The organism is Allopusillimonas ginsengisoli (assembly GCF_004153455.1).
Lineage (GTDB): Bacteria > Pseudomonadota > Gammaproteobacteria > Burkholderiales > Burkholderiaceae_B > Allopusillimonas > Allopusillimonas ginsengisoli.
Map to the genome: position 1 here is coordinate 1 of NZ_SDQE01000012.1, position 20,175 is coordinate 20,175.

Annotated in this window: 14 protein-coding genes and 1 pseudogene; 5 read left to right on the forward strand and 10 right to left on the reverse strand. The window is 61.3% G+C overall.

Going from position 1 to position 20,175, the window contains the following annotated elements:
* Window positions 1-287: DUF4214 domain-containing protein (locus ERE07_RS17305; RefSeq protein ID WP_167670969.1), on the reverse strand; the 287-nt coding region annotated here is incomplete at its 3' end.
* 274 nt (window positions 288-561) lie between these two features.
* On the opposite strand from ERE07_RS17305, the gene ERE07_RS17310 reads away from it, so the two are divergent.
* Window positions 562-1,650, forward strand: a complete 1,089-nt coding sequence (locus tag ERE07_RS17310; RefSeq protein WP_209021177.1) for a glycosyltransferase family 2 protein — start codon at window positions 562-564, stop codon at window positions 1,648-1,650.
* Between the two features lie 44 nt (window positions 1,651-1,694).
* On the opposite strand, the gene ERE07_RS17315 is transcribed toward ERE07_RS17310, so the two are convergent.
* The gene (locus ERE07_RS17315) at window positions 1,695-2,618 is read right to left on the reverse strand and encodes a LysR family transcriptional regulator (protein WP_130010308.1); all 924 of its coding nucleotides are present in this window, start codon (window positions 2,616-2,618) and stop codon (window positions 1,695-1,697) included.
* A gap of 183 nt (window positions 2,619-2,801) precedes the next feature.
* Here ERE07_RS17315 and ERE07_RS17320 point away from each other — a divergent pair, with 183 nt between their 5' ends.
* Genes ERE07_RS17320 through ERE07_RS17330 form a run of 3 tightly spaced genes read left to right on the forward strand, consistent with a single transcriptional unit; the run spans window position 2,802 to window position 8,055 of the window.
* A complete protein-coding gene (locus tag ERE07_RS17320; protein ID WP_130010309.1) occupies window positions 2,802-3,926 on the forward strand; it encodes a thiolase family protein in 1,125 nt (374 codons plus the stop codon).
* On the forward strand, window positions 3,926-6,253 hold the full coding sequence (locus tag ERE07_RS17325; protein WP_130010310.1) for a 3-hydroxyacyl-CoA dehydrogenase/enoyl-CoA hydratase family protein: 2,328 nt from the start codon (window positions 3,926-3,928) through the stop codon (window positions 6,251-6,253). The genes ERE07_RS17320 and ERE07_RS17325 overlap by 1 nt, the downstream gene beginning before the upstream one ends.
* Before the next feature lie 11 nt (window positions 6,254-6,264).
* Window positions 6,265-8,055 (forward strand): acyl-CoA dehydrogenase C-terminal domain-containing protein, encoded by a 1,791-nt coding sequence (locus ERE07_RS17330; RefSeq protein WP_130010311.1) that lies wholly within the window; start codon window positions 6,265-6,267, stop codon window positions 8,053-8,055.
* Window positions 8,056-8,059: 4 nt separating this feature from the next.
* Here ERE07_RS17330 and ERE07_RS17335 read toward each other — a convergent pair whose 3' ends face one another.
* The 8 genes and pseudogenes from ERE07_RS17335 to ERE07_RS17370 all read right to left on the reverse strand — a co-directional run bounded on the left by ERE07_RS17335 (window position 8,060) and on the right by ERE07_RS17370 (window position 19,434).
* Window positions 8,060-9,763 (reverse strand): AMP-binding protein, encoded by a 1,704-nt coding sequence (locus tag ERE07_RS17335; RefSeq protein ID WP_130010312.1) that lies wholly within the window; start codon window positions 9,761-9,763, stop codon window positions 8,060-8,062.
* A 5-nt stretch (window positions 9,764-9,768) separates the two neighbouring features.
* Window positions 9,769-10,269 carry a DUF4442 domain-containing protein gene (locus ERE07_RS17340; RefSeq protein WP_130010313.1) on the reverse strand — a complete coding sequence of 167 codons (501 nt, stop codon included), beginning with the start codon at window positions 10,267-10,269 and terminating at the stop codon, window positions 9,769-9,771.
* Window positions 10,270-10,285: 16 nt separating this feature from the next.
* Window positions 10,286-11,575, reverse strand: a complete 1,290-nt coding sequence (locus tag ERE07_RS17345) for an OmpP1/FadL family transporter (protein ID WP_130010314.1) — start codon at window positions 11,573-11,575, stop codon at window positions 10,286-10,288.
* Between the two features lie 13 nt (window positions 11,576-11,588).
* Window positions 11,589-13,559: a 3-hydroxyacyl-CoA dehydrogenase NAD-binding domain-containing protein gene (locus tag ERE07_RS17350; RefSeq protein WP_130010315.1), complete on the reverse strand. Its 1,971-nt coding sequence runs from the start codon at window positions 13,557-13,559 to the stop codon at window positions 11,589-11,591.
* 2 nt (window positions 13,560-13,561) lie between these two features.
* On the reverse strand, window positions 13,562-14,860 hold the full coding sequence (locus ERE07_RS17355) for an acetyl-CoA C-acetyltransferase (protein WP_130010316.1): 1,299 nt from the start codon (window positions 14,858-14,860) through the stop codon (window positions 13,562-13,564).
* A gap of 10 nt (window positions 14,861-14,870) precedes the next feature.
* Window positions 14,871-17,122 (reverse strand): annotated as a pseudogene (locus tag ERE07_RS17360) (acyl-CoA dehydrogenase).
* 35 nt (window positions 17,123-17,157) lie between these two features.
* Complete coding sequence (locus ERE07_RS17365; RefSeq protein ID WP_130010318.1) at window positions 17,158-17,850, reverse strand: TetR/AcrR family transcriptional regulator; 693 nt, start codon at window positions 17,848-17,850, stop codon at window positions 17,158-17,160.
* A gap of 156 nt (window positions 17,851-18,006) precedes the next feature.
* Window positions 18,007-19,434 (reverse strand): NAD-dependent succinate-semialdehyde dehydrogenase, encoded by a 1,428-nt coding sequence (locus tag ERE07_RS17370; protein WP_130010319.1) that lies wholly within the window; start codon window positions 19,432-19,434, stop codon window positions 18,007-18,009.
* 362 nt (window positions 19,435-19,796) lie between these two features.
* On the opposite strand from ERE07_RS17370, the gene rplN reads away from it, so the two are divergent.
* Window positions 19,797-20,165, forward strand: coding sequence for a 50S ribosomal protein L14 (rplN, locus tag ERE07_RS17375; protein ID WP_130010320.1), 369 nt, complete (start codon window positions 19,797-19,799; stop codon window positions 20,163-20,165).
* The last annotated feature ends 10 nt before the right edge of the window (window positions 20,166-20,175 follow it).

Here is a 20,175-nt window from a genome sequence, read left to right on the forward strand (position 1 = left end):
GCCTGGCCGTTGGCCAGCAGGTCGATGTAGAAGTTCAGGCCATCGGCCTCGGGGGCGCGGTTGAACAGTTGCTGGTAGATCTGGGTGATCTTGGCCGAGTTGCTCGCGCCGTCAAACAGCGCGGTCGATTCGGCCGAGTTGCCAAAGGCGTCGATGATCTCGGACAGATCGCCTGCGGCCGCATCCAGCTTGCCGGCCCAGAAGTTCAGGCCAACCGGATCAGCGGGGCGCCCGTAATAGGCGATGTAGATTTTTTGTACTGCATCGTGATAGTCGGCAGCAGCCATGAGAATACTCCTTGTAGACATTTCAGGAAGCGCCGCTATCGTGGGTTTCTGTGCGTGATGTATGGCGAAATATGCGGTGACACTTCTTCACCATACCGATAGCGACATAGCCTGAGTGAACGCTGTGGGTCAGAAGCCGGATATGACGAGCGTCACAAAAAGGAATCCACAGCCAGTACAGACGCTGGGCACCCGCGCTTTACGCGCCGCTGTTGCTTTTTTACCAACGGAAAAGTGAGCCTCGTCACACCTGCGGGGACGGTATTGTTTTGGAATGAATGCTCACCTGAACCGGTTGCATGACTATATTGAGCTGATTGTGAATATTCCTCGCCTGACGGTTGTTGTGCCCATCTATAACGAAGCGCAGGTCCTTGCGATGTTCCATCGACGGTTGGCGTATGTGCTGGACGAACTGACGGACTGGACCACCGAAATCCTCTATGTGAACGATGGCAGCAAAGACCAGACGCTTGCCCAGCTGGAGGATCTGCAACTGCATGACGCCCGTGTCAGCGTGCTGAACCTGAGCAGGCATTTTGGCAAGAGCCGGGCGCTGTCGGCTGGGCTGGACCATGCCGACGCAGATGCCGTGATAGTGATGGATGCGGATCTGCAAGATCCCCCCGAACTGATACCCGAGTTTCTGGCCTTGTGGTGCGAAGGCTACGATGTCGTCCATGGCAAACGCGTGTCCCGCAAAGGCGAATCACGCATGAAAAAGCTGACTGCCTTTGTCTGCTACCGTTTGCTGGCAACGCTTAGCCGCGTGTCCATTGCGCCGGATACCGGTGATTTTCGCTTGCTGAGCCGGCGCGCGCTTGACGCGATCAAGGGATTGCGCGAACGCCACCGCTATATGAAAGAGCTGTATGCCTGGATAGGGTTTCGCCAGACGGCGGTGCCGTATGCGCGCAAGGCGCGGGCAGCGGGCAAATCCAAGTACAACACTGTTCACATGCTCGAGGACGCCATGGAAGGCATTACCTCTTTTTCCATTCTGCCATTAAGGGTGTTCAGCGTGGCGGGTCTGGTGCTCGCGCTGGGCGCATTCATGGCTGCGGCCTGGATTGCATATCATGTGCTGGCATTGGGCGAGTCGGCAAGTGGCTATCCCACGCTGATGGTGGCCTTGGTGTTTTTGTCTGGCGCGCAGTTGCTGGGCCTGGGAATGATTGGCGAATACCTGGGCAGGATTTTCAACGAAAGCAGGCAGCGGCCACTCTATCTGGTTGAGTGCTATACCCCCGCGCTGGCAGGCCACCATGTGCGAAGCCTGACAGGCACGCGGGGCGTAGGCGTAAGATTGAGCGCGGCCGCCAATACATGGTTGACGGCGGCGTCGGAGCTTGATTCCGTTTGATGATGCCGGCGCGTCGGACACGGGGCCCTGCTCAGGATATGCCGCTATCTGGAACGGTGGCGGGCCAGCGTCTTGCGGTGGCTGTCGATGAAATCAATAAATGCCCGAAGCGGCCCGGGGATCTGCCTGCGGCTTGAATAATGCAGATAAAGCGACGCGCGATAGCTGGACCAGCGGGGCAGCAGCGCGACCAGCCTGCCGTCCGCCAGATGAGGCGCGATCATGGGCTCGGGCAGATAGCTGATGCCACAGCCTTCCAGCGCTGCATTCAAGACCAACTGTATGTCGTTGACCACCAGTGAGCCATGCCCAGTGAAGTCGACGGTTTGGCCATGGGCGTCGCGCAAGCGCCAGCGCTGAATGGCGCCGTCCCAGGGCAGGCGCAGGCGCACGCATTCGTGGCTGGCCAGATCATCGGGCGTGGCGGGTGGCGCGTGCCGCGTCAGGTAGGCAGGCGACGCGACCGGAAGGACGCGGAACTCTCGCAATATGGGTACAGCAATCATGTCTTTTTCGATCTGCGGCTCGATGCGGATGCCGGCATCGAAGCCGCTTTGCACGATATCGAGATTGGTGTCGTCGGCGGCGACCTCCAGGGCGATGTCGGGATACTGCGCCAGAAAGCCGGGCACCACCTGCGCGATGAGTTCCGAGGCAACAGGGCGAATGGCCACCAGCCGCAGCGTGCCCTTGGGTTTGTCGCGAAACAGGTTGACCCCTTCGAGGGCATTATCCAGCAGGCTGAGCACGGTTTGCATATCGGCAAGCAGACGTTCGCCGGCTTCGGTGACGGACACGCTGCGCGTGGTGCGATTGAGCAGTCTGACGCCGAGACGCTCTTCGAGCGAACGCACGGTTTGACTGACCGTGGACAGCGCAAGCCCGAGCTGGGCAGCCGCTTTGGAAAAGCTGTTGTGCTCTGCGACTGCGACGAAGGTACTTAGCTCTACAAATTCTGTGCCACGCATGGTGTGCTCGATTCTTCGGTTCAGTCGAATAGGTTATTCATATTGTATGTAGTTATCAAACAAATCGGAAGTCCCTAGAATGCAGAACAAGCCCGGCGTTGCGCTCCTGGTCGGCGGTGCATCCAGGTGTGCGCGGCGATACGCGCCACGCGCTGGCCCTTCAAAATACATGGAGATTGTTCAATGACTGCAGCCGTAATCGTGGGTTATGCCCGCTCTCCCTTCACGCTGGCTTACAAGGGCGCGCTGGCCAGAACGCGTCCCGACGAACTGGCTGCCGACGTGGTTCGGGCCTTGGTCGAGCGCACCGGCATTGATCCGGCGGATATTGAAGATCTGCTGCTGGGCTGCGCGATTCCCGAGGGCGAGCAGGGGCTGAACATGGGACGATTGGTGGGCATGATGGCTGGCCTGCCGCAAAGCGTGGCAGGGTCGACCATCAATCGCTTCTGCGGTTCGTCGATGCAGTCGGTTCATCATGCGGTGGGCGCCATCGCCGCCGGCGCGGGCGATGTATTCATTTGCGCAGGCGTCGAAAGCATGACGCGCGTTCCCATGATGGGCTTCAATCCCCTGCCCCATCCCGCGTTTGCGGCGGCGCATCCGCAAGCCTATATCGGCATGGGGGATACGGCCGAGAACATCGCCCGCAAGTGGGGCATCTCCCGCCAGGAACAAGAGGCTTTTGCGATGGAAAGCCAGCGCCGCGCGGGCGAGGCTCAGTCCAGGGGGCACCTGAACGCTGAGATCGTGGCGATCAATGGCATAGATACGGATGGATGCCTGCGGCCGGACACAACACAGGAGGATCTGGCCAAGCTGAAGCCGGCTTTTGACCAGGATGGCTCGGTCACGGCAGGGACCTCTTCTCCGTTGACCGATGGCGCAGCCGCCGTGCTGGTGACGAGCGAGGATTATGCCCGACAGCATGGATTGACGATCCTGGCACGCGTCAAATCGGTTGCGGTGGCGGGCTGCGCGCCGGAGATCATGGGTATCGGCCCTGTTCCTGCCACGCAAAAAGCGTTGCGCCGCGCCGGCATCGGCGTGGATGCGCTGGACGTGATTGAGTTGAACGAAGCGTTTGCGTCGCAATCGCTGGCCTGCATCCGCGATCTGGGTCTGGATGTTTCGCGCATCAATATTGACGGCGGCGCCATTGCGCTTGGCCATCCGCTGGGGGCGACCGGTGCCCGCATCGTGGGCAAGGCCGCCGCCTTGCTCCAGCGCACCGGCGGCAAGTATGCGCTGGCCACGCAGTGCATCGGCGGCGGTCAGGGTATCGCAACGGTGCTGGAGGCGGCGTAATGGCAGACATCAAGAAAGTTGCCGTGATCGGCGCGGGTGTGATGGGTGCGGGGATTGCCGCGCAGGTGGCCAATGCGGGGGTTCCTGTTGTCTTGCTTGATATTGTTCTGCCTGGCACGCAAAACCGGAATCAACTGGCGCAGGGCGCCGTGGCAAAACTGCTCAAGGCCCAGCCAGCGGCGTTTATGAGCAAAAAGGCGGCCAGGCTGGTAACGACCGGCAATATCGAAGACCATCTCGATCTGCTGTCCGAGTGCGGCTGGATTGTCGAGGCCGTTATCGAAAAGCTGGAGATCAAGCACGATCTTTACAAGAAGATAGATGCCCACAGAAAGCCTGGCACGATTGTGTCCTCGAACACCTCCACGATACCGCTGGAGAAACTGGTTCAAGGCCAGTCCGATGTCTTCAAGACGGAATTCTGCATTACTCACTTCTTCAACCCTCCACGCTATCTGCGTTTGCTGGAGCTGGTAACAAGCGATGCGTTCCGGCCCGCGCTGATCGACGATCTGTCGCAGTTCATCGACGTCAAGCTGGGCAAGTCCATCGTGGCTTGCAAAGACAGCCCGGGGTTCATCGCCAACCGGCTGGGCACGCTGTGGATCAAGGCCGCGCTGGTCAAGGCGTTTGATCTGGGCATTGAGGTCGAAGAGGCCGATGCACTACTGGGCAAACCTTTTGGCATTCCCAAGACGGGCGTGTTTGGATTGGTGGATCTGGTCGGCCTGGACTTGATGGGTCACGTGGAGGCCAGCATGGCAGCGCTGCTGCCGAAAGAGGATGCTTTTCATCAACTGCGCAAAGACCTTCCGCTGCTCGGCAAAATGGTCGCCGATGGCTATACCGGCCGCAAGGGCAAGGGCGGCTTTTATCGGCTGAATCGCGCGGATGGCGGCAAGGCCAGGGAAGCAATATCGCTCGCCTCCGGGGACTACCGCGCACAGATCAAGCCGCAGTTGGCAGTTCTGGAATCATCGCGCGGCGACCTGCGTACGCTGTTGTCTGGCTCAGATAAATACGGACGCTATGCCTGGGAGGTGATGGCGCAAACGCTGGCTTACGCGGCGATGCTGGTGGGCGAGGCCGCTGATGATATCGCGGCCATCGATGAATCGATGCGGCTGGGGTACAACTGGAAAATCGGACCATTCGAGCTGATCGACCAACTTGGAACGGGGTGGTTTACGCAAAAGCTGTCGGAGGGCGGTCTGCCGGTACCCGCGTACTTGCAGATGGCGGGCGACCGGCCGCTGTATCGGGTGGAGCAGGGCAGGCGGCAATACCTGGGCGCGGATGGAACCTATCGCACGCTTGAGCGCCCGGCCGGGGTGTTGATGCTCGAGGACATCAAGCGCCACAGTACGCCCCTGATCAAGAACGGCTCGGCCTCGCTTTGGGATATTGGCGATGGCGTAGCGTGCTTTGAATTCACCAGCAAGATGAATGCCCTCGATCCCGATATGCTTGCCTTGCTCAATGAGTCCATCGATGTGGTGAAGAAGGGCTATAAGGCGCTGGTCATCTACAACGAAGGCAGCCATTTCTCGGCGGGCGCGAATCTGGGGCTTGCCGCCTTTGCCGCCAATATTGCCGCGTGGGATTTGATAGAAAACATTGTCAGCGGGGGCCAGCAAACCTATCTGGCGCTCAAGTACGCGCCCTTCCCTGTCGTGTCGGCGCCATCCGGCATGGCGCTTGGCGGTGGATGCGAAATACTGCTGCACTCCGATGCCGTACAGGCGCATGCGGAAAGCTATATCGGCCTGGTCGAATGTGGTGTGGGGCTGGTGCCCGCCTGGGGCGGCTGCAAGGAAATGCTGCACCGCTGGTCCACGCATCCCAAGTCTCCCAAAGGCCCGATGGCGCCGGTCGCCAAGGCCTTCGAACTCATCAGCACGGCCACGGCCTCCAAGTCTGCGCACGAAGCCAGGGAGCACTTGTTCCTGCGCACAACAGACCGCATCACGATGAATCGCTATCGGCTGTTGAGCGATGCCAAGGCGTTGGCGTTGGAGCTTGCGCTGGATTACAAGGCGCCGGCGCCACCGCAGTTCAATCTGCCAGGGGCTTCCGCGAGGGTGGCGCTCGAAGCCGTGGTGGCGTCCTTTCATCGCAAGGGCGCGGCCACCCGGCACGATGTCGTGGTGTCCAAGGCCCTGGCCGAGGTCCTGTCTGGCGGCGACGACGCCGATCCGCTTCAGCCCTTATCGGAGCAAGAGGTGATGGCGCTGGAGCAGCGCGTGTTCCTGCAGTTGTGCCGCCATCCCGATACGCTTGCGCGTGTTGCCCACATTCTTGAAACCGGCAAACCGCTCAGAAACTAGAGAGATCCATCATGCCTCATTACACCGCACCCCTGCGCGATATGCGCTTTGTATTGCACGAACTGCACAACAGTGCCGATCTCGCGCAGCTGCCTGGTTTCGAAGACATGACAGCGGACCTGATTGATCCCGTTCTTGAGGAGGCGGGCAAGTTTGCCAGCGAGGTGCTTCAGCCCCTGAATCAGCGCGGCGATGAAGAAGGTTGCCGCTACGAAGATGGCCAGGTCTACACGCCGCAGGGGTTCAAGCAGGCCTACGACCAGTTCGCCGAGGGCGGTTGGACGGGTATTTCCTGCGATCCGGCGCACGGCGGGCAAGGCATGCCGGTGTCTGTGCACATGATGATCGAGGAGATGATCTCTTCGGCCAACCTGGCATTCGGGCTCTATCCCGGATTGAGCCATGGCGCCTACAAGGCGATCAACGCGCATGCGACGCCTGCGCTGCGCGACACGTTTCTGCCGCGCATGGCGGATGGTTCCTGGGGCGGCACGATGTGCCTGACCGAACCGCATTGCGGCACCGACCTGGGATTGATACGCAGCAAAGCAGTGGCGCAGCCAGACGGCAGCTATCGCGTCACAGGCACCAAGATCTTCATCTCTTCGGGCGAGCACGACCTGACCGAAAACAATATCCACCTGGTCCTGGCGCGCATCGAAGGCGCTCCCAAGGGTATCAAGGGCATCAGCCTGTTCGTGGTGCCTAAATTTCTGGTCAATGAAGATGGCAGCCTGGGCGAGCGCAATACCGTGACCTGTGGATCCATTGAACACAAAATGGGTATCAAGGCGTCTGCCACCTGCGTAATGAACTTCGATGACGCCAAAGGCTGGCTGATAGGCGTGGAAAACAAGGGCATGCGCGCCATGTTCACCATGATGAACGCGGCGCGCCAGGGCGTGGCCATACAGGGTTTGGGCGTCGCCGAAGCCGCTTATCAGGGGGCGGTTTCCTACGCGCGCGAACGCCTTCAGGGCCGAGCGCTGTCGGGACCAAGGCATCCCGACAAGCCGGCGGATCCCTTGATGGTTCACCCCGATGTGCGCCGGCTGCTGCTGACGATGCGCGCCAACATCGAAGGCGCACGCGCGCTGGGTGCCTGGGTTTCCAAGGCGCTGGACATTGCAGACAAGAGCCCGGATCCTGCGGTTCGCCAGGATGCCGACGACCTGGTGGCGTTGATGACGCCTGTCCTGAAAAGCTGCTTCACGGACATGGGCCTGGCGTGCGCCAATATGGGCATGCAGGTGTTTGGCGGGCATGGCTATATCCGCGAGCATGGCATGGAGCAACTGGTGCGCGATGCGCGCATCACGCTGATCTACGAAGGCACAAATGGCGTGCAGGCGCTGGATCTGGTGGGTCGCAAGCTGCCCGCACACGGCGGGCGTCTATTGCGCCAGTTTTTTCATCCGGTATCTCGCTTTATTGAAGATCATGCCGAGGATCCGCAGCTGGGCGTGTTCGCAAAGCAATTGGGCAAGGCGTTTGGCCATCTTCAGCAGGCGACGATACATATCATGAAGCTTGGCATGGCCAGGCCCGAGGAGGGCGGCGCGGCCTCGACCGACTACTTGCGCCTCTTCAGTCTGGTGGCGCTGGGCTATATGTGGGCGCGCATGGCACAGGTGTCGATTCCTTGCGTTGGCACCGAACAGGATGCGGGCGGATTCTATCGCGCGAAGGTCGGCACGGCCCGCTTTTATTTTGAGCGGCTGCTGCCGGAAACCGGCGCGCGCCGTTCGGCCATCCTGGCCGGCGGAAGTTCCATTCTGTCGTTCGACGATAACTGGTTCTAAGGTGTCAGCTGCTGCCGTTCCCTGACCTACTTGGCGACGGCGCCGTCTTGCTTTCCTTCAGCTCGCGGCGCAGTACCTTGCCTACATTGGTGCGCGGCAGATCATCCCGAAACTCAACATATTTGGGCACCTTGTAGCCGGTCAGTTTGCCGCGGCAGTACTCGATGAGCTCTTTTTCAGTGACCTTGTTGTCCTTGCGTATGACGAACAGCTTGACCACTTCGCCGGAGTGTTCATTGGAGACGCCAACGGCGGCGACTTCCTTGACGTCAGGGTGCTCTGCGGCCACGGCTTCGATTTCGTTGGGATAGACATTGAAGCCCGACACATTGATCATGTCTTTCTTGCGGTCAAGAATAAAGACATAGCCCTGTTCGTTGACGTAGCCGATATCGCCCGTGTGCAGGAAGCCATCGGCGTCCATGACTTTGGCGGTTTCGTCGGGGCGGTTCCAGTAGCCCGGCGTGACTTGCGGCCCGCGCACGCAGATCTCGCCGCTTTCGCCCTGCGGCATGTCCTGGCCCTGGTCGTCGCGTATGGCAATATCGGTGGAGGGCACGGGCAAGCCAATGGAACCGGTGAATTCTTTATTGTCCAGTGGATTGATGGTGACCGCGGGCGAGGTTTCCGTCAGGCCATAGGCCTGCGCCAACGGCACGCCTGTGCAGGCCAACCAGCGCTTGGCAATGACTTCCTGCACGGCCATGCCGCCGCCCAGAGTGAACTTGAGCGACGAAAAATCCAGTTTGGCGAAATCGGCATTGTGCAGAAAGGCGTTGAACAGCGTGTTCACGCCGGTGATGGCGGTGAACCGATGCTTGCCCATGGTTTTGACGACGGCAGGGATGTCGCGCGGATTGACGATGAGTACGTTGCTGGCGCCCAGCACGATAAAGGTCAGGCAGTTCGCGGTCAGGGCGAAGATATGATAAAGCGGCAATGCCGTGATGATGCATTGTGGGCCGTGTATATAGGGCTGAACCCAGGCATGGGCCTGACACACATTCGACACCATATTGCCGTGGGTGAGCACGGCGCCCTTGGCCACGCCCGTGGTGCCGCCCGTGTACTGCAGCAGCGCCATGTCGTCATGGCGCAATGCAGGCTTGTCGTATTTGGCGCGAGCGCCCTGTGCAAGCACTTGCTTGAGCTGCAGGGCGCCGGGCAGCTGGAAGGCTGGCACCATCTTTTTGACGTGTCGCACAACCAGGTTGGTGAGCGTGCCTTTAAGCGTGCCCAGCATGTCGCCCAGCGCTGTGAGCACAACCGTGTCGACGGCAGTGTCCGCCATGGCGTCCTGAAGCGTGTGTGCGAAATTTTCGGCGATGACAATAATGCGCGCGCCCGAATCCTTGAGCTGATGATGCAGTTCGGTGGCGGTATAAAGGGGGTTGGTGTTCACCACGACGCCGCCGGCTCGCAGCGTGCCGAACAGGCATACGGGATACTGCAGCAGGTTCGGCATCATCAGGGAAACGCGATCGCCTTTCTTGAGGCCCTTGGCCTGCAGCCAGGCAGCGAACTGGCCCGAGTATTTGTCGAGTTCGGCGTAGGTCATGCTGGCGCCGAGGCTGTAGTAGGCAATGCTGTCGGCATGCCGGCCGCAGCTTTCTTCCAGTATTGAGACCAGTGAATCGTACTTGGCGGCTTCGTCGGTAATCTCTGCCGGTATGCCCGCCGGATAGTGGTCCAGCCATATGCGTTCCATGCTATTTACCCCCTTTTGACCTTGTAGTACGACTTATCGGCGATATATACCATGCGTTCGACGACCGTGTACACGTTCCCGTCGGCATCCTTGAGCTCGATGGTGTAGCGTCGCGACGTTTCGTGGTCTTTGTCCAGGTCCCTGCAGATCTCATCAATGTCTTCTTGTGTGATGTGAAAGTCGGCATACAACGTTGTGTAGGCCGGCCTGCGAAAACGAATGGCCGCGGACTTGTCCCACACAATGATGTCGCGATCGATGCGCGCCAGAAGCATGGAGGCGTGAGGGCCATCGGTAATCGCGAACAGCGAGCCGCCGTAAATCGAGCCGACGATATTGCGCGTGCGTCGGGTAAGCCTCAAGCGTATCCTGACATGAGACAGATCCTGCGCGATACATAGCACCCTGCCTCCCGTCGAGCGAAAGGCAGGGTGCAGGTTGAAGCCCAGGCGCATCGCCCTTGCGCGCCAGCGCAAGGGGAGCCGTTTGAGCGTTGACAGCTTCATGTTGATTGCTCAGGATTCAGAACCGATAAGAAACCTGGACGCCCAGGATGTTGGCGTCGGACGAGTACTTGCCGCGCACGTTGCCCTTCGTGGCGGTATCGGTGGTGTTGTCGATATCGGTATTCTTGACGAACAGATGGGCGTAGCCGATATCGATCGTGCCCTGGTCATTGAAGCGATACTGCGCGCCGAGCGAGGCCCAGATGCGGTTGTTGTCTGGCAAAGAGGTGGGGCGGTGCGTGGCGTCCTTGATGGGTGATTGATCCCATGCCACCCCGGCTTTGAGCGTCCAGGTCTGGTTCACGTGATAGTTGGCGCCCAGTGCAACACGCCAGGCATCGCGAAACTTCAGATCCAGGCTGTCTTCGCCCAGCACCGGGCCGCTGTCGATGTCCAGGGATTTGATGCTGCTCCAGCCCGTCCAGGACACATCGGCCAGCAACTGCCATTTGCTGTTCAGGTTATGAGACAGGCTCAGCACGGCGGTATCAGGCAGCTTGACGCTGGTGCTTGCATCGACGCGGGTGGGCAGTGGCGCAACCGCGGGTACGTCGCTTAGCTTGGTATGGCCATCCGCATTGATCTTGACACGTGAGCGATAGGAAAAGCCCAACCGTGTATCAGGCGTGATGTCATAGAGCAGGCCCACATTCCAGCCCCAGCCATCGCCCCGCATGTTGACCTGCGCGCCCGCATCGGGGAACAGGATGGGACCCGCCGGCCCAGCGAAGGCCATGGGTACGGCGCGCTTGTACTCCGCATCCAGATACATCCAGTTCAGGCCGGCACCAATCGACAGGCGGTCCGATACCTTATACGCTACAGACGGGTTGATGTTGATGCTCTGTATTTCGAACTTACGCGAGTGGTAGCGTCCAACCCAGTCGTCATCGTATTCGGTCATCAGGCCGAAGGGTGCGCCGATACCCAGGCCGACAAACCATTCAGGCGTGACTTCCCAGGACGCATACAGATTGGGCACAATCCCTGTGGAGCCGGCGTCGCCACCGTTATTGCTGCCGAGCGGCATCCCGCCGGGGCCTGTGCTGCCATTGTTCTTGAACTTGAATGAAGGGCGTATGGCGTTGACGCCGCCCGACACGTTCACGCCGCTGAGCTTGGTCATGCCGGCCGGGTTATAGAAGATGGTGCTGGCGTTTTCCGCGACGGCCGCCGATCCGGCGTAGGCGTTGCCCAGGCCGCTGGCATTCTGCTCGAGCAACTGGAATCCCGACGCGTGGGCCCCCGTGGCGCCCATCCCGAGAATCAGTGCGGAAACGATGCGTAAGGACTTTACTGCTTTCATGTGTCACCTCCGGTTAAATGGCTGTTGAAGCTTCGTTCGATCTCGTTGGATGTTTTGCCTGGGCGTAGTGCAATGGCCCGCCCGTGAACGGGGCAAATCCCGTGCCGAATATGACGCCGGCGTCGGCCAGGTCTGCGTCTGCCACGACGCCCTGGTCCACCTGCTGCCGTGTTTTTTCTATGAGTGGTTCTATCAGCCGTTGCGTCAGCCCCGGCGGTGTCGCGCTGGGAGCCTGTTTGATGGGCTTGTTGTCTTTCCAGGTGTAGAACCCCTGGCCTGATTTGCGGCCCAGCTCTTTGCGCTCGAGATGGGATTGGAGGCAGGCGGGCATGGTCGTGTCGCCGGATAACTGCTGCCCGGCATCGCGGGCAATATCCAGGCCCACGGTGTCAATCAGTTCGATCGGGCCCATGGGCATGCCGAATGCCACCATGGTGGCATCAATGGTTTCCGGGCGTATACCTTCGTCAACGCAGCGCATGGCTTCCAGCATATAGGGTGCAAGCACCGCATTGACGAGGAAGCCTGGCGTGCTTTTAACCGGCAGCGGCAGCTTGTCTATCTTGCCCACGAAGGCGTAGGCCATTGCGCGGGTGGCATCGTCGATACCGTCGGTTTCGACGTTCTCCACCAAGGGCATGCGGGCAACGGGATTGAAGAAATGCAGGCCGATAAAGCGCTGGGGCGCTGCCAGCCCGCTGCGCAGTTCCTCGAGCGAAAGGCTGGAGGTGTTGGTCGCCAGAATGGCGTCAGGTTTCATGCGCGGTTCGAGCGTGCTGTACAGGCTGCGCTTGGCATTGGGATTTTCGGTAATGGCTTCGATGACCACATCCGCATGTCGTACGCCATCGCCGCGCAAGTCCGGCATCAGGCGGTCTGATGCGGCGCGCGCCTCGCGCGGGTTTTTCTTCTTGCGTGCAAACAGAACGCTGGCCCGCCCCTGGGCGGTCGCGATGCGTTCGCGATCTTGGTCCTGAAGCGTGACGGTCATGCCTTTGAGGGCGCACCAGGCGGCAATGTCGCCGCCCATCACGCCTGCGCCGACCACGTGCACATGCTGTACCGGCCGCGCCCCATTCTCTTTTTTGCCCAAGGCTTTGAGGCGTTCCTGCAGCCGGAATACGCGCAGGAGATTGCGGGCGGTATCGGAACGCACGATGGTATCGATGAGCGCGGGGGCCTTGAGCGCATTGCCATCGTGCTGCATCCAGATCTGAAGGATGGCGCGCGGGGCGGGGTAATGTTTGCCGGGATCGCGCTTGTTGAGCTTTTCGCGTGCCTGCCTGGCGACCAGGGGGCGCAGCAGGCGGTGGTTGAGCAGGCCGGGCAAGCCGCCAGCCTTGCGGGGCCTGCGGCCGCCGAGCACCATCATGGCGGCGGCCCGGTGCATGAGACGCGGGGCAACCCTGCCGTCGGCCAGGCCCAGTTTGACGGATCTGCGGGCATCCTGTGCCCGGCCGGTCAGCATCATGTCCAGCGCCGCGGGGGCGCCGATAACCTGCGGCAAGCGCAGCATGCCGCCCCAGCCGGGGAAGATGCCGAGCATGACCTCAGGCAGGGCGAGCGAGGTGCCAGGCTGATCGACCACCAGCCGGTAGCGGCAGGCCAGCGCCAGTTCCAGTCCGCCGCCCAGGCAGTGTCCGCGTATCAGGGCAAGCGTGGGGTAGCGTACGCTTGCCAGCCGTTCATACATGTTCCATCCGCGCTCGACGAGTTCCAGCGCCTTTTCGCGGGTATCCAGGCTTGCGAATTCGTCGATGTCCGCGCCGGCGATAAAGCCGCTGTCCTTGCCCGACAGTATGACCAAGCCAGCGGGGGGCGATTGATCAAGCCAGTTCAGCACGACACCGAGTTCGCGCAGCACCTGGGCCGACATGCGGTTGACGGGACTGCCGGGGCAATCGATGGCAAGCCAGCCGATGCGCTGCTCGTCCAGCGTATAGCGGAAATTGGCCACGTTGAGAGATTCGAAAGTGTGTGCCATATTCAGACCCCCTCGTCGCAGGTTTCTACCAGCATGGCGCCGCCCTGGCCGCCGCCGATGCAGATGGCGGCCATGCCGCGCCTGAGCTTGCGTGAGCGCAATGCCTGCAGCAGATGCAGCACGATGCGTGCGCCGGAGGCGCCGACGGGATGACCCACCGCAATCGCGCCGCCGTCGACATTCAGACGTTGCTGATCGAGCTCGCCCAGCGCCGGCCGGCCCAGGTTCGCCTGGCACCAGGCCTCGTCTTGCCAGGCCGCCAGGCAGCCGAGCACCTGGGCGGCAAAGGCCTCGTTGATCTCCCACAAGTCCAGGTCGTTCAGCCCGAGTTGATGGCGGTCGAGGATGGGCGTGGACGCAAAGACGGGACCTAGCCCCATCACGGCAGGATCCAGCGCGGCCCACTGCACATCCAGAATCCGGCCCATGGGTTGCAGGTTCCAGCGCTTGACGGCCTGAGCGGAAGCGAGCACCAGCAGTGCGGCGCCATCGGTCACCTGCGAACTGTTGCCAGCGGTGACGTTGCCCCAGGGCTTGTCGAACACCGGCTTTAGCTTGGCGAGTTTTTCAGGCGTGGAGTCATCCCGCACGCCGTCGTCTTCCGTATAGAGCTTGCCCTTGCCATCCGCCAGCGGCACGATCTCCTCGAAGGCGCCATCCTGCCGACCTGCCAGGGCACGCTGATGGCTGCGCGCCGAGTAGGCATCCATGTCTTCGCGCGTAACGCCAAACTGATGCGCAAGGTTTTCGGCCGTTTGCCCCATGGAGAGCCCAACGACGGGATCCGTGAGCCCTTTGAGCAGCCCGATGACCGGCGCGAGATGGCGCAGGCGCAGCGTTTTGAGCGCGGCAAGCTTTTGCCCGGCGCTGCGAGCATTGTTCCAGGCCGCCAGCCACTTGACCATGTCGTCGCTGAACAGCAGCGGCGCGCGCGAGAGCGCATCCACGCCGCCTGCCAGCACCAGGTCGGATCGGCCGGTCTGAATGGACATGAGCGCAGAGTCCAGCGCCTGCATGCCCGAGGCGCAGTTGCGCATCACCGTCCAGCCGGGCACCTTGTCGCCGCACCCCAGGCGCAGCGCAATGACACGGCCGATATTGGTTTCGTCCGGCGAGGGCGCCGCGCAGCCGACGATGACCTCGCTAAGCGCTGCTGGGTCGAAGGGTTGGCGCAGCAGAAGCTCGCGCCCCGCCTGAACGGCAAGGTCTGACGCTGCGAATGGGCCGGGCGCGTTGCGCGCCTTGAGAAAAGGGCTGCGCGCGCCGTCTACAACGTATACAGGTTCGAAGGGTGTCGTCATGTGCGTTACCTCAGGCTACTTGGCGCATGGATGGCTTTTCGCGCGTGCCGGCCGGCGCCATGTCGCGGGGGAAGTCGTCCACCGCGATGACTTGATCGCGCAGTATGTTGCGGTTGCTCAGTTGCGCGTATTCGTCGTCGGTAATGCCGCCGGCGGCATGAACCGCGCTGGCAATGTCGCGAACATTGGCTTGCGGATTGCCGTCAAGCTGGCCGTTCTTTTCAAAGAGACGAACTTTGGCGTCGATATTTTCGGTGGCGATGGTGGCCAGCAGCGCGGCATCGATGGCGGCAACAGGCGAGGCCGCGTCCTCGGGCACGAAGCAGTCGCGCGTGAGGCGATCGCGCGCGGCCCCCGGCGTGATCAGGATGCGGGCGACCTGCTGATCCAGCTTGTCGGCAGCGGGCTGTCGGGGTTGGCCGAACGGGAAGAACAGCACACGCAGCCCTGTTGCCAGCGCCCGGTTGGGGAAGTTGGCCAGCACCCCCTCGAAGGCCTCCCGGGTTGCGCGCAGCGCTTCCTGGACCGCCCAATGCGCAAGCGGCGCTCGCGCATCTTGAGCGAGCCACCCAGTGCCAGCATGGCGGCATCGGCCAGTACCGAGAAGGCGCAGGAGTAGCGCGTCAGCTGGCGGTAGTAGGTCTGCATCTCTGGCGCAACCGCTACGTCCACAGCAATCGTGCGGCCTCCGGTCAAGCCATGGCCGAGCGCGCGGGCGGTGTTGCCCAGCGTATGGCGGATATGTCCCCAGAAAGCCTTGTCGAAGGCTTGCAGGCCGCGATCGCTGTCGCTGTCTTGCGCGGCATGCATTTCGTCCAGAACGTAAGGGTGGCAACGTATTGCGCCCTGGCCGAAGATGATGAGGCTGCGTGTGAGGATATTGGCGCCTTCGACCGTAATGCCCACGGGCAGTTGTTGATAGGCGCGCCCCAGAAAGTTCGAAGGCCCAAGGCAAATGCCCTTGCCGCCGATGATGTCCATGCCGTCGTTGACCACCACGCGGCCGCGTTCAGTGAGATGGTACTTGACGATGGCGGAGACAACCGAGGGCTTTTCGCCCTGGTCGACAGCGATCGCCGTCATGCTGCGGGCGGCGTCCATGAGATAGGTGTTCCCGCCGATGCGGGCCAGGGCTTCTTCCACCCCTTCGAACTTGCCGATAGGTGTGCGGAACTGACTGCGCACGCGACTGTAGGCGCCCACGGTGCGTGACGTCAGCCTGGCCATGCCGGTATACGATGAGGGCAGGGAAATCGAGCGCCCCGCCGCCAGGCATTCCATCAGCATGCGCCAGCCCTGCCCCGCCATGCCGGCGCCACCGATGATGAAATCCAGCGGCATGAAGACATCCTGACCGCGTGTCGGGCCATTCATGAACATCGCGTTGAGCGGAAAGTGGCGGCGGCCGGTTTCCACGCCGGGGTGACTGGCGGGCACCAGGGCGCAGGTGATGCCGATGTCCTGCTGCGCGCCCAGCAATCCGTCGGGATCGTACAGGCGGAAGGCCAGGCCCAGCAGGGTGCAGACCGGACCCAGCGTGATGTAGCGCTTGTCCCAGGTAACCCGCATGCCCAGCACTTCCTCCCCTTCCCACTGGCCCTTGCAGACGATGCCGTAGTCCGGGATGGCGGCGGCGTCTGATCCCGCCCAGGGGCTGGTCAGCGCGAACGCCGGAATGTCTTCGCCCCGCGCGAGCCGTGGCAGATAGTGATTTTTCTGCGCGTCGGTGCCGTAGTGCAGCAGCAATTCGGCGGGCCCAAGCGAGTTGGGCACCATCACGGTTACCGACAGCGCCGAGTTGCAGGTAGACAGCTTGGTGACGATTTCGGAATGCGCCAGCGCCGAAAAGCCGCGCCCGCCATACTCCTTGGGAATGATCAGGCTGAGAAAACGATTTTCCCGTATGTACTGCCACACCTCGGCGGGCAGGTCATAGAGTTCGTGGGTGATCTGCCAGTCGTCGATCATGTTGCAGACGGTCTGGACCTCGTTATCGAGAAAATCGCGTTCTTCCTGCGTGAGGCTGGGGCGAGGCACCGCCATCAGGCGCGACCAGTCGGGCTTGCCGCGAAAAAGCTCGGCTTCCCACCAGACGCTGCCGGCTTCCAGCGCATCGCGTTCGGTGTCGGACATCTGCGGGAGTATCTTGCGATACAGCCGGTAGATGGGGCGTGTCAGCAGGCGCGTGCGCAATGGTTGCGTGCCAAGCACGACCGCGCTTGCCATCACGGCGATCAGGAGAAATGAAAGGAATAGAAGCATCGATTACCTTTTGTGCTGGCCGCGGCTGATCGGGATCAGGCGGGCGGATTGGCCTGTGTGATACAGGCGCCCTCGGGCAGGGGCGCGCGCAGCCCGCCCAGCAGAAAGCTGAGCAGGCGGTCGAGCAGGCGGCGCGCCGGGTCGGCAACGTTGTCGTCTGCCCCCGTCCAGCTCATTGCCGAGCGCAGGACTTCGGCGCCGGTAATGGCGTAGGACGTGGCGCCCAGCATGAAATGAAAACGCCAGATCATTTCGATCTCGGGCACATCCGGGAGCGCCCGGACAAGCGCTTGCTTGAAGCGGGCAAGCACTTCGGAGTGCTCGTCGATGATGGCGGCGCGAATAAAACCGCCAGGATCGGACATGCTGCGCTCCAGCAGGGGCACGAAGGCCTTGCGGCTGGAGTCGGAACTGCACGCATGCCGTACAAGCGGACCGAAGAAGGCTTCGACAATCTGGGAAGGCTTGAGCGCCTCGCTGCCGGACTGCGCCTCGAGGGCGTCGAGCAGCATGAGGCGTTCTTTGTTGAGCGCGGCCACGCGGCGCTGGAAAACCGCCTGAACCAGGCCATCTTTGCTGCCAAAGTGGTAGTTGATCGCCGCCAGGTTGACGCCTGCTGCGCTCGTGATCTGGCGCATGGAGGTGTTGTCGTGCCCTTGCTGAGCGAAAAGCTGCTCCGCTGCGTCGAGAATGAGCTCGCGCGTGGTGGTTGAACTGGAGGTTGCCATATGCCTGCCCGAGTAGTGAGTAAGACAGTGGTACAAATTGATTCAAACGTTTGTTTGAACTGTACGCGGCTACGGGCAAGTTTGAAAGAGCGGGTTTCTACCTATAAAAAAAACCGCGCCGAACGGGGCGCGGTGGGTGGGGGGCGGCGGGCAGGCTTAGACGTGCGTTACAAACTTGGTGACCAGGTAGCTGTCGAAGGTTTCGGCGCCGCCTTCGCTGCCGATGCCGCTATCCTTGACGCCGCCGAAGGGCGTTTCGGGCAGGGCGCTGCCAAAGTGGTTGATATTGACCATGCCGGACTCCAGGTCGTTGGATACCCGGGTGGCGGTTTGCAGCGAGTTGGTGAACACGTACGAAGACAGCCCGAACGGGAGCGAGTTGGCGCGGCGGATGACTTCGTCGGTATCCGAGAAGCGCACAATGGGGGCAAGCGGGCCGAAGGGTTCTTCGGTCATCAGCATGGCGTCTTCGGGAAGATCGGTGATCACGGTGGGCGAGAAGAAATGGCCAGGGCGGTCCAAAACTTCGCCGCCCAGCACAACCTTGCCGCCGCGGTCGACCGCATTTTCCACGAATTTGGTCATGGTGGGCACCCGGCGCTCATGCGCCAGCGGGCCCATTTGCGTGTCGGGGTCGAGGCCGTCGCCGACCTTCACCGACTTGAGCGTGTTCACAAAGGCTTCCAGAAATTGGTCGTAGGCGGCTTCCTGGACATAAAAGCGTGTGGGCGAGACGCACACCTGGCCAGCGTTGCGAACCTTGAACTTGGCCAGCATCTTGGCGGCGCGGTTGATGTCGGCGTCGTCGAACACCAGCACCGGCGAATGCCCGCCAAGCTCCATGGTGACGCGTTTCATGTGGGCGCCGGCCAGCGAGGCCAGGTGCTTGCCAACCGGCACAGAGCCGGTAAAAGACACTTTGCGCACGATAGGCGAGCGAATCAGGTAGTCCGAGACTTCGCTGGGGACGCCCCAGACGATATTCAGCACGCCGGGAGGCAGGCCCGCGTCGTGGAACATGCGGGCGATGGCCATGACGGCGCTGGGAGAGTCTTCGGGGCCTTTCAGGATGATGGTGCAGCCGGCGCCGATCGCGGCGCAAATCTTGCGGATGGCCTGGTTATACGGGAAATTCCAGGGCGTGAAGGCGGCGCACACGCCAATGGGCTCGCGCAGCACCAGCTGACGGACTTCGGGGCTGCGGGGCAGGATCACGCGCCCATAGATGCGGCGGCATTCTTCGGCGTGCCAGTCGCAGTGGTCGGCGCAGGAGATGATTTCGCCCACGGCCTCGGCCAGCGGTTTGCCTTGGTCCAGCGTAAGATTGCGCCCGATGTCATTGGCGCGGTCGCGGGAGAGCTGGCCGACCTTGCGCAGGATTTCGCCGCGCAGCATGGGAGAACTGTGGCGCCAGGTTTGAAAGGCCCGCTCGGCGGCGGCCAGGGCGCGATCCAGATCGGCAGTGGTGGCATGCGGCAGTTGCCCGAGCACTTCCAGTGTGGAGGGGTTGGTGACCTCTTCGGTGCGGCGGCCGCCGCCTTCGATAAATTCACCATCTATATATAATGCCAATGTCTCGTACATACAGCTTCCTAGCTCCTGTGGTAAGTTATATTCGCATTATGCACCGGCAGTGAACTTGTTGGCATGCGCAGCCAAAACGCGACACCCTTGCCAATTGGCCGGCTTTGTTGCTTGCAAGAGGTCAAAAATTAGAATACCATATTGGACTTGCTGGCAAAAACCTATTGGGGCGGCCTGGCGAGCTCTTTCAAGAGCATTGCGCTGCTTCATGCGGCCGGCAAGGTATCACACGCGAGTTTTTTAGCAAGATTTCAACCCAGGGTGGAAGGGCATTAGCCCGAAAGCCTGACGGGACCAAAACTGGTTGTGTGCGGCTGCCATCGCTTGGCTGCTCATACAACTAAGTTGGAACAGGAAAAATCATGATCCAAATGCAGACCACGCTGAACGTGGCCGACAACACAGGTGCACGTTCAATCATGTGCATCAAGGTGTTGGGCGGCTCCAAGCGCCGTTATGCCGCTATCGGTGACATCATCAAAGTGAGTGTCAAGGATGCGGCCCCCCGCGGGCGCGTCAAAAAAGGCGAAATTTACAACGCAGTAGTGGTGCGTACCGCTAAGGGCGTTCGCCGTAAAGACGGTTCGCTGATCAAGTTCGGCGGCAACGCCGCCGTGCTGCTCAACGCCAAGCTGGAACCCATCGGCACGCGTATCTTCGGACCTGTCACGCGCGAGCTGCGTACAGAAAAGTTCATGAAGATCGTGTCCCTGGCTCCCGAAGTGCTGTAAGGAGCAAACC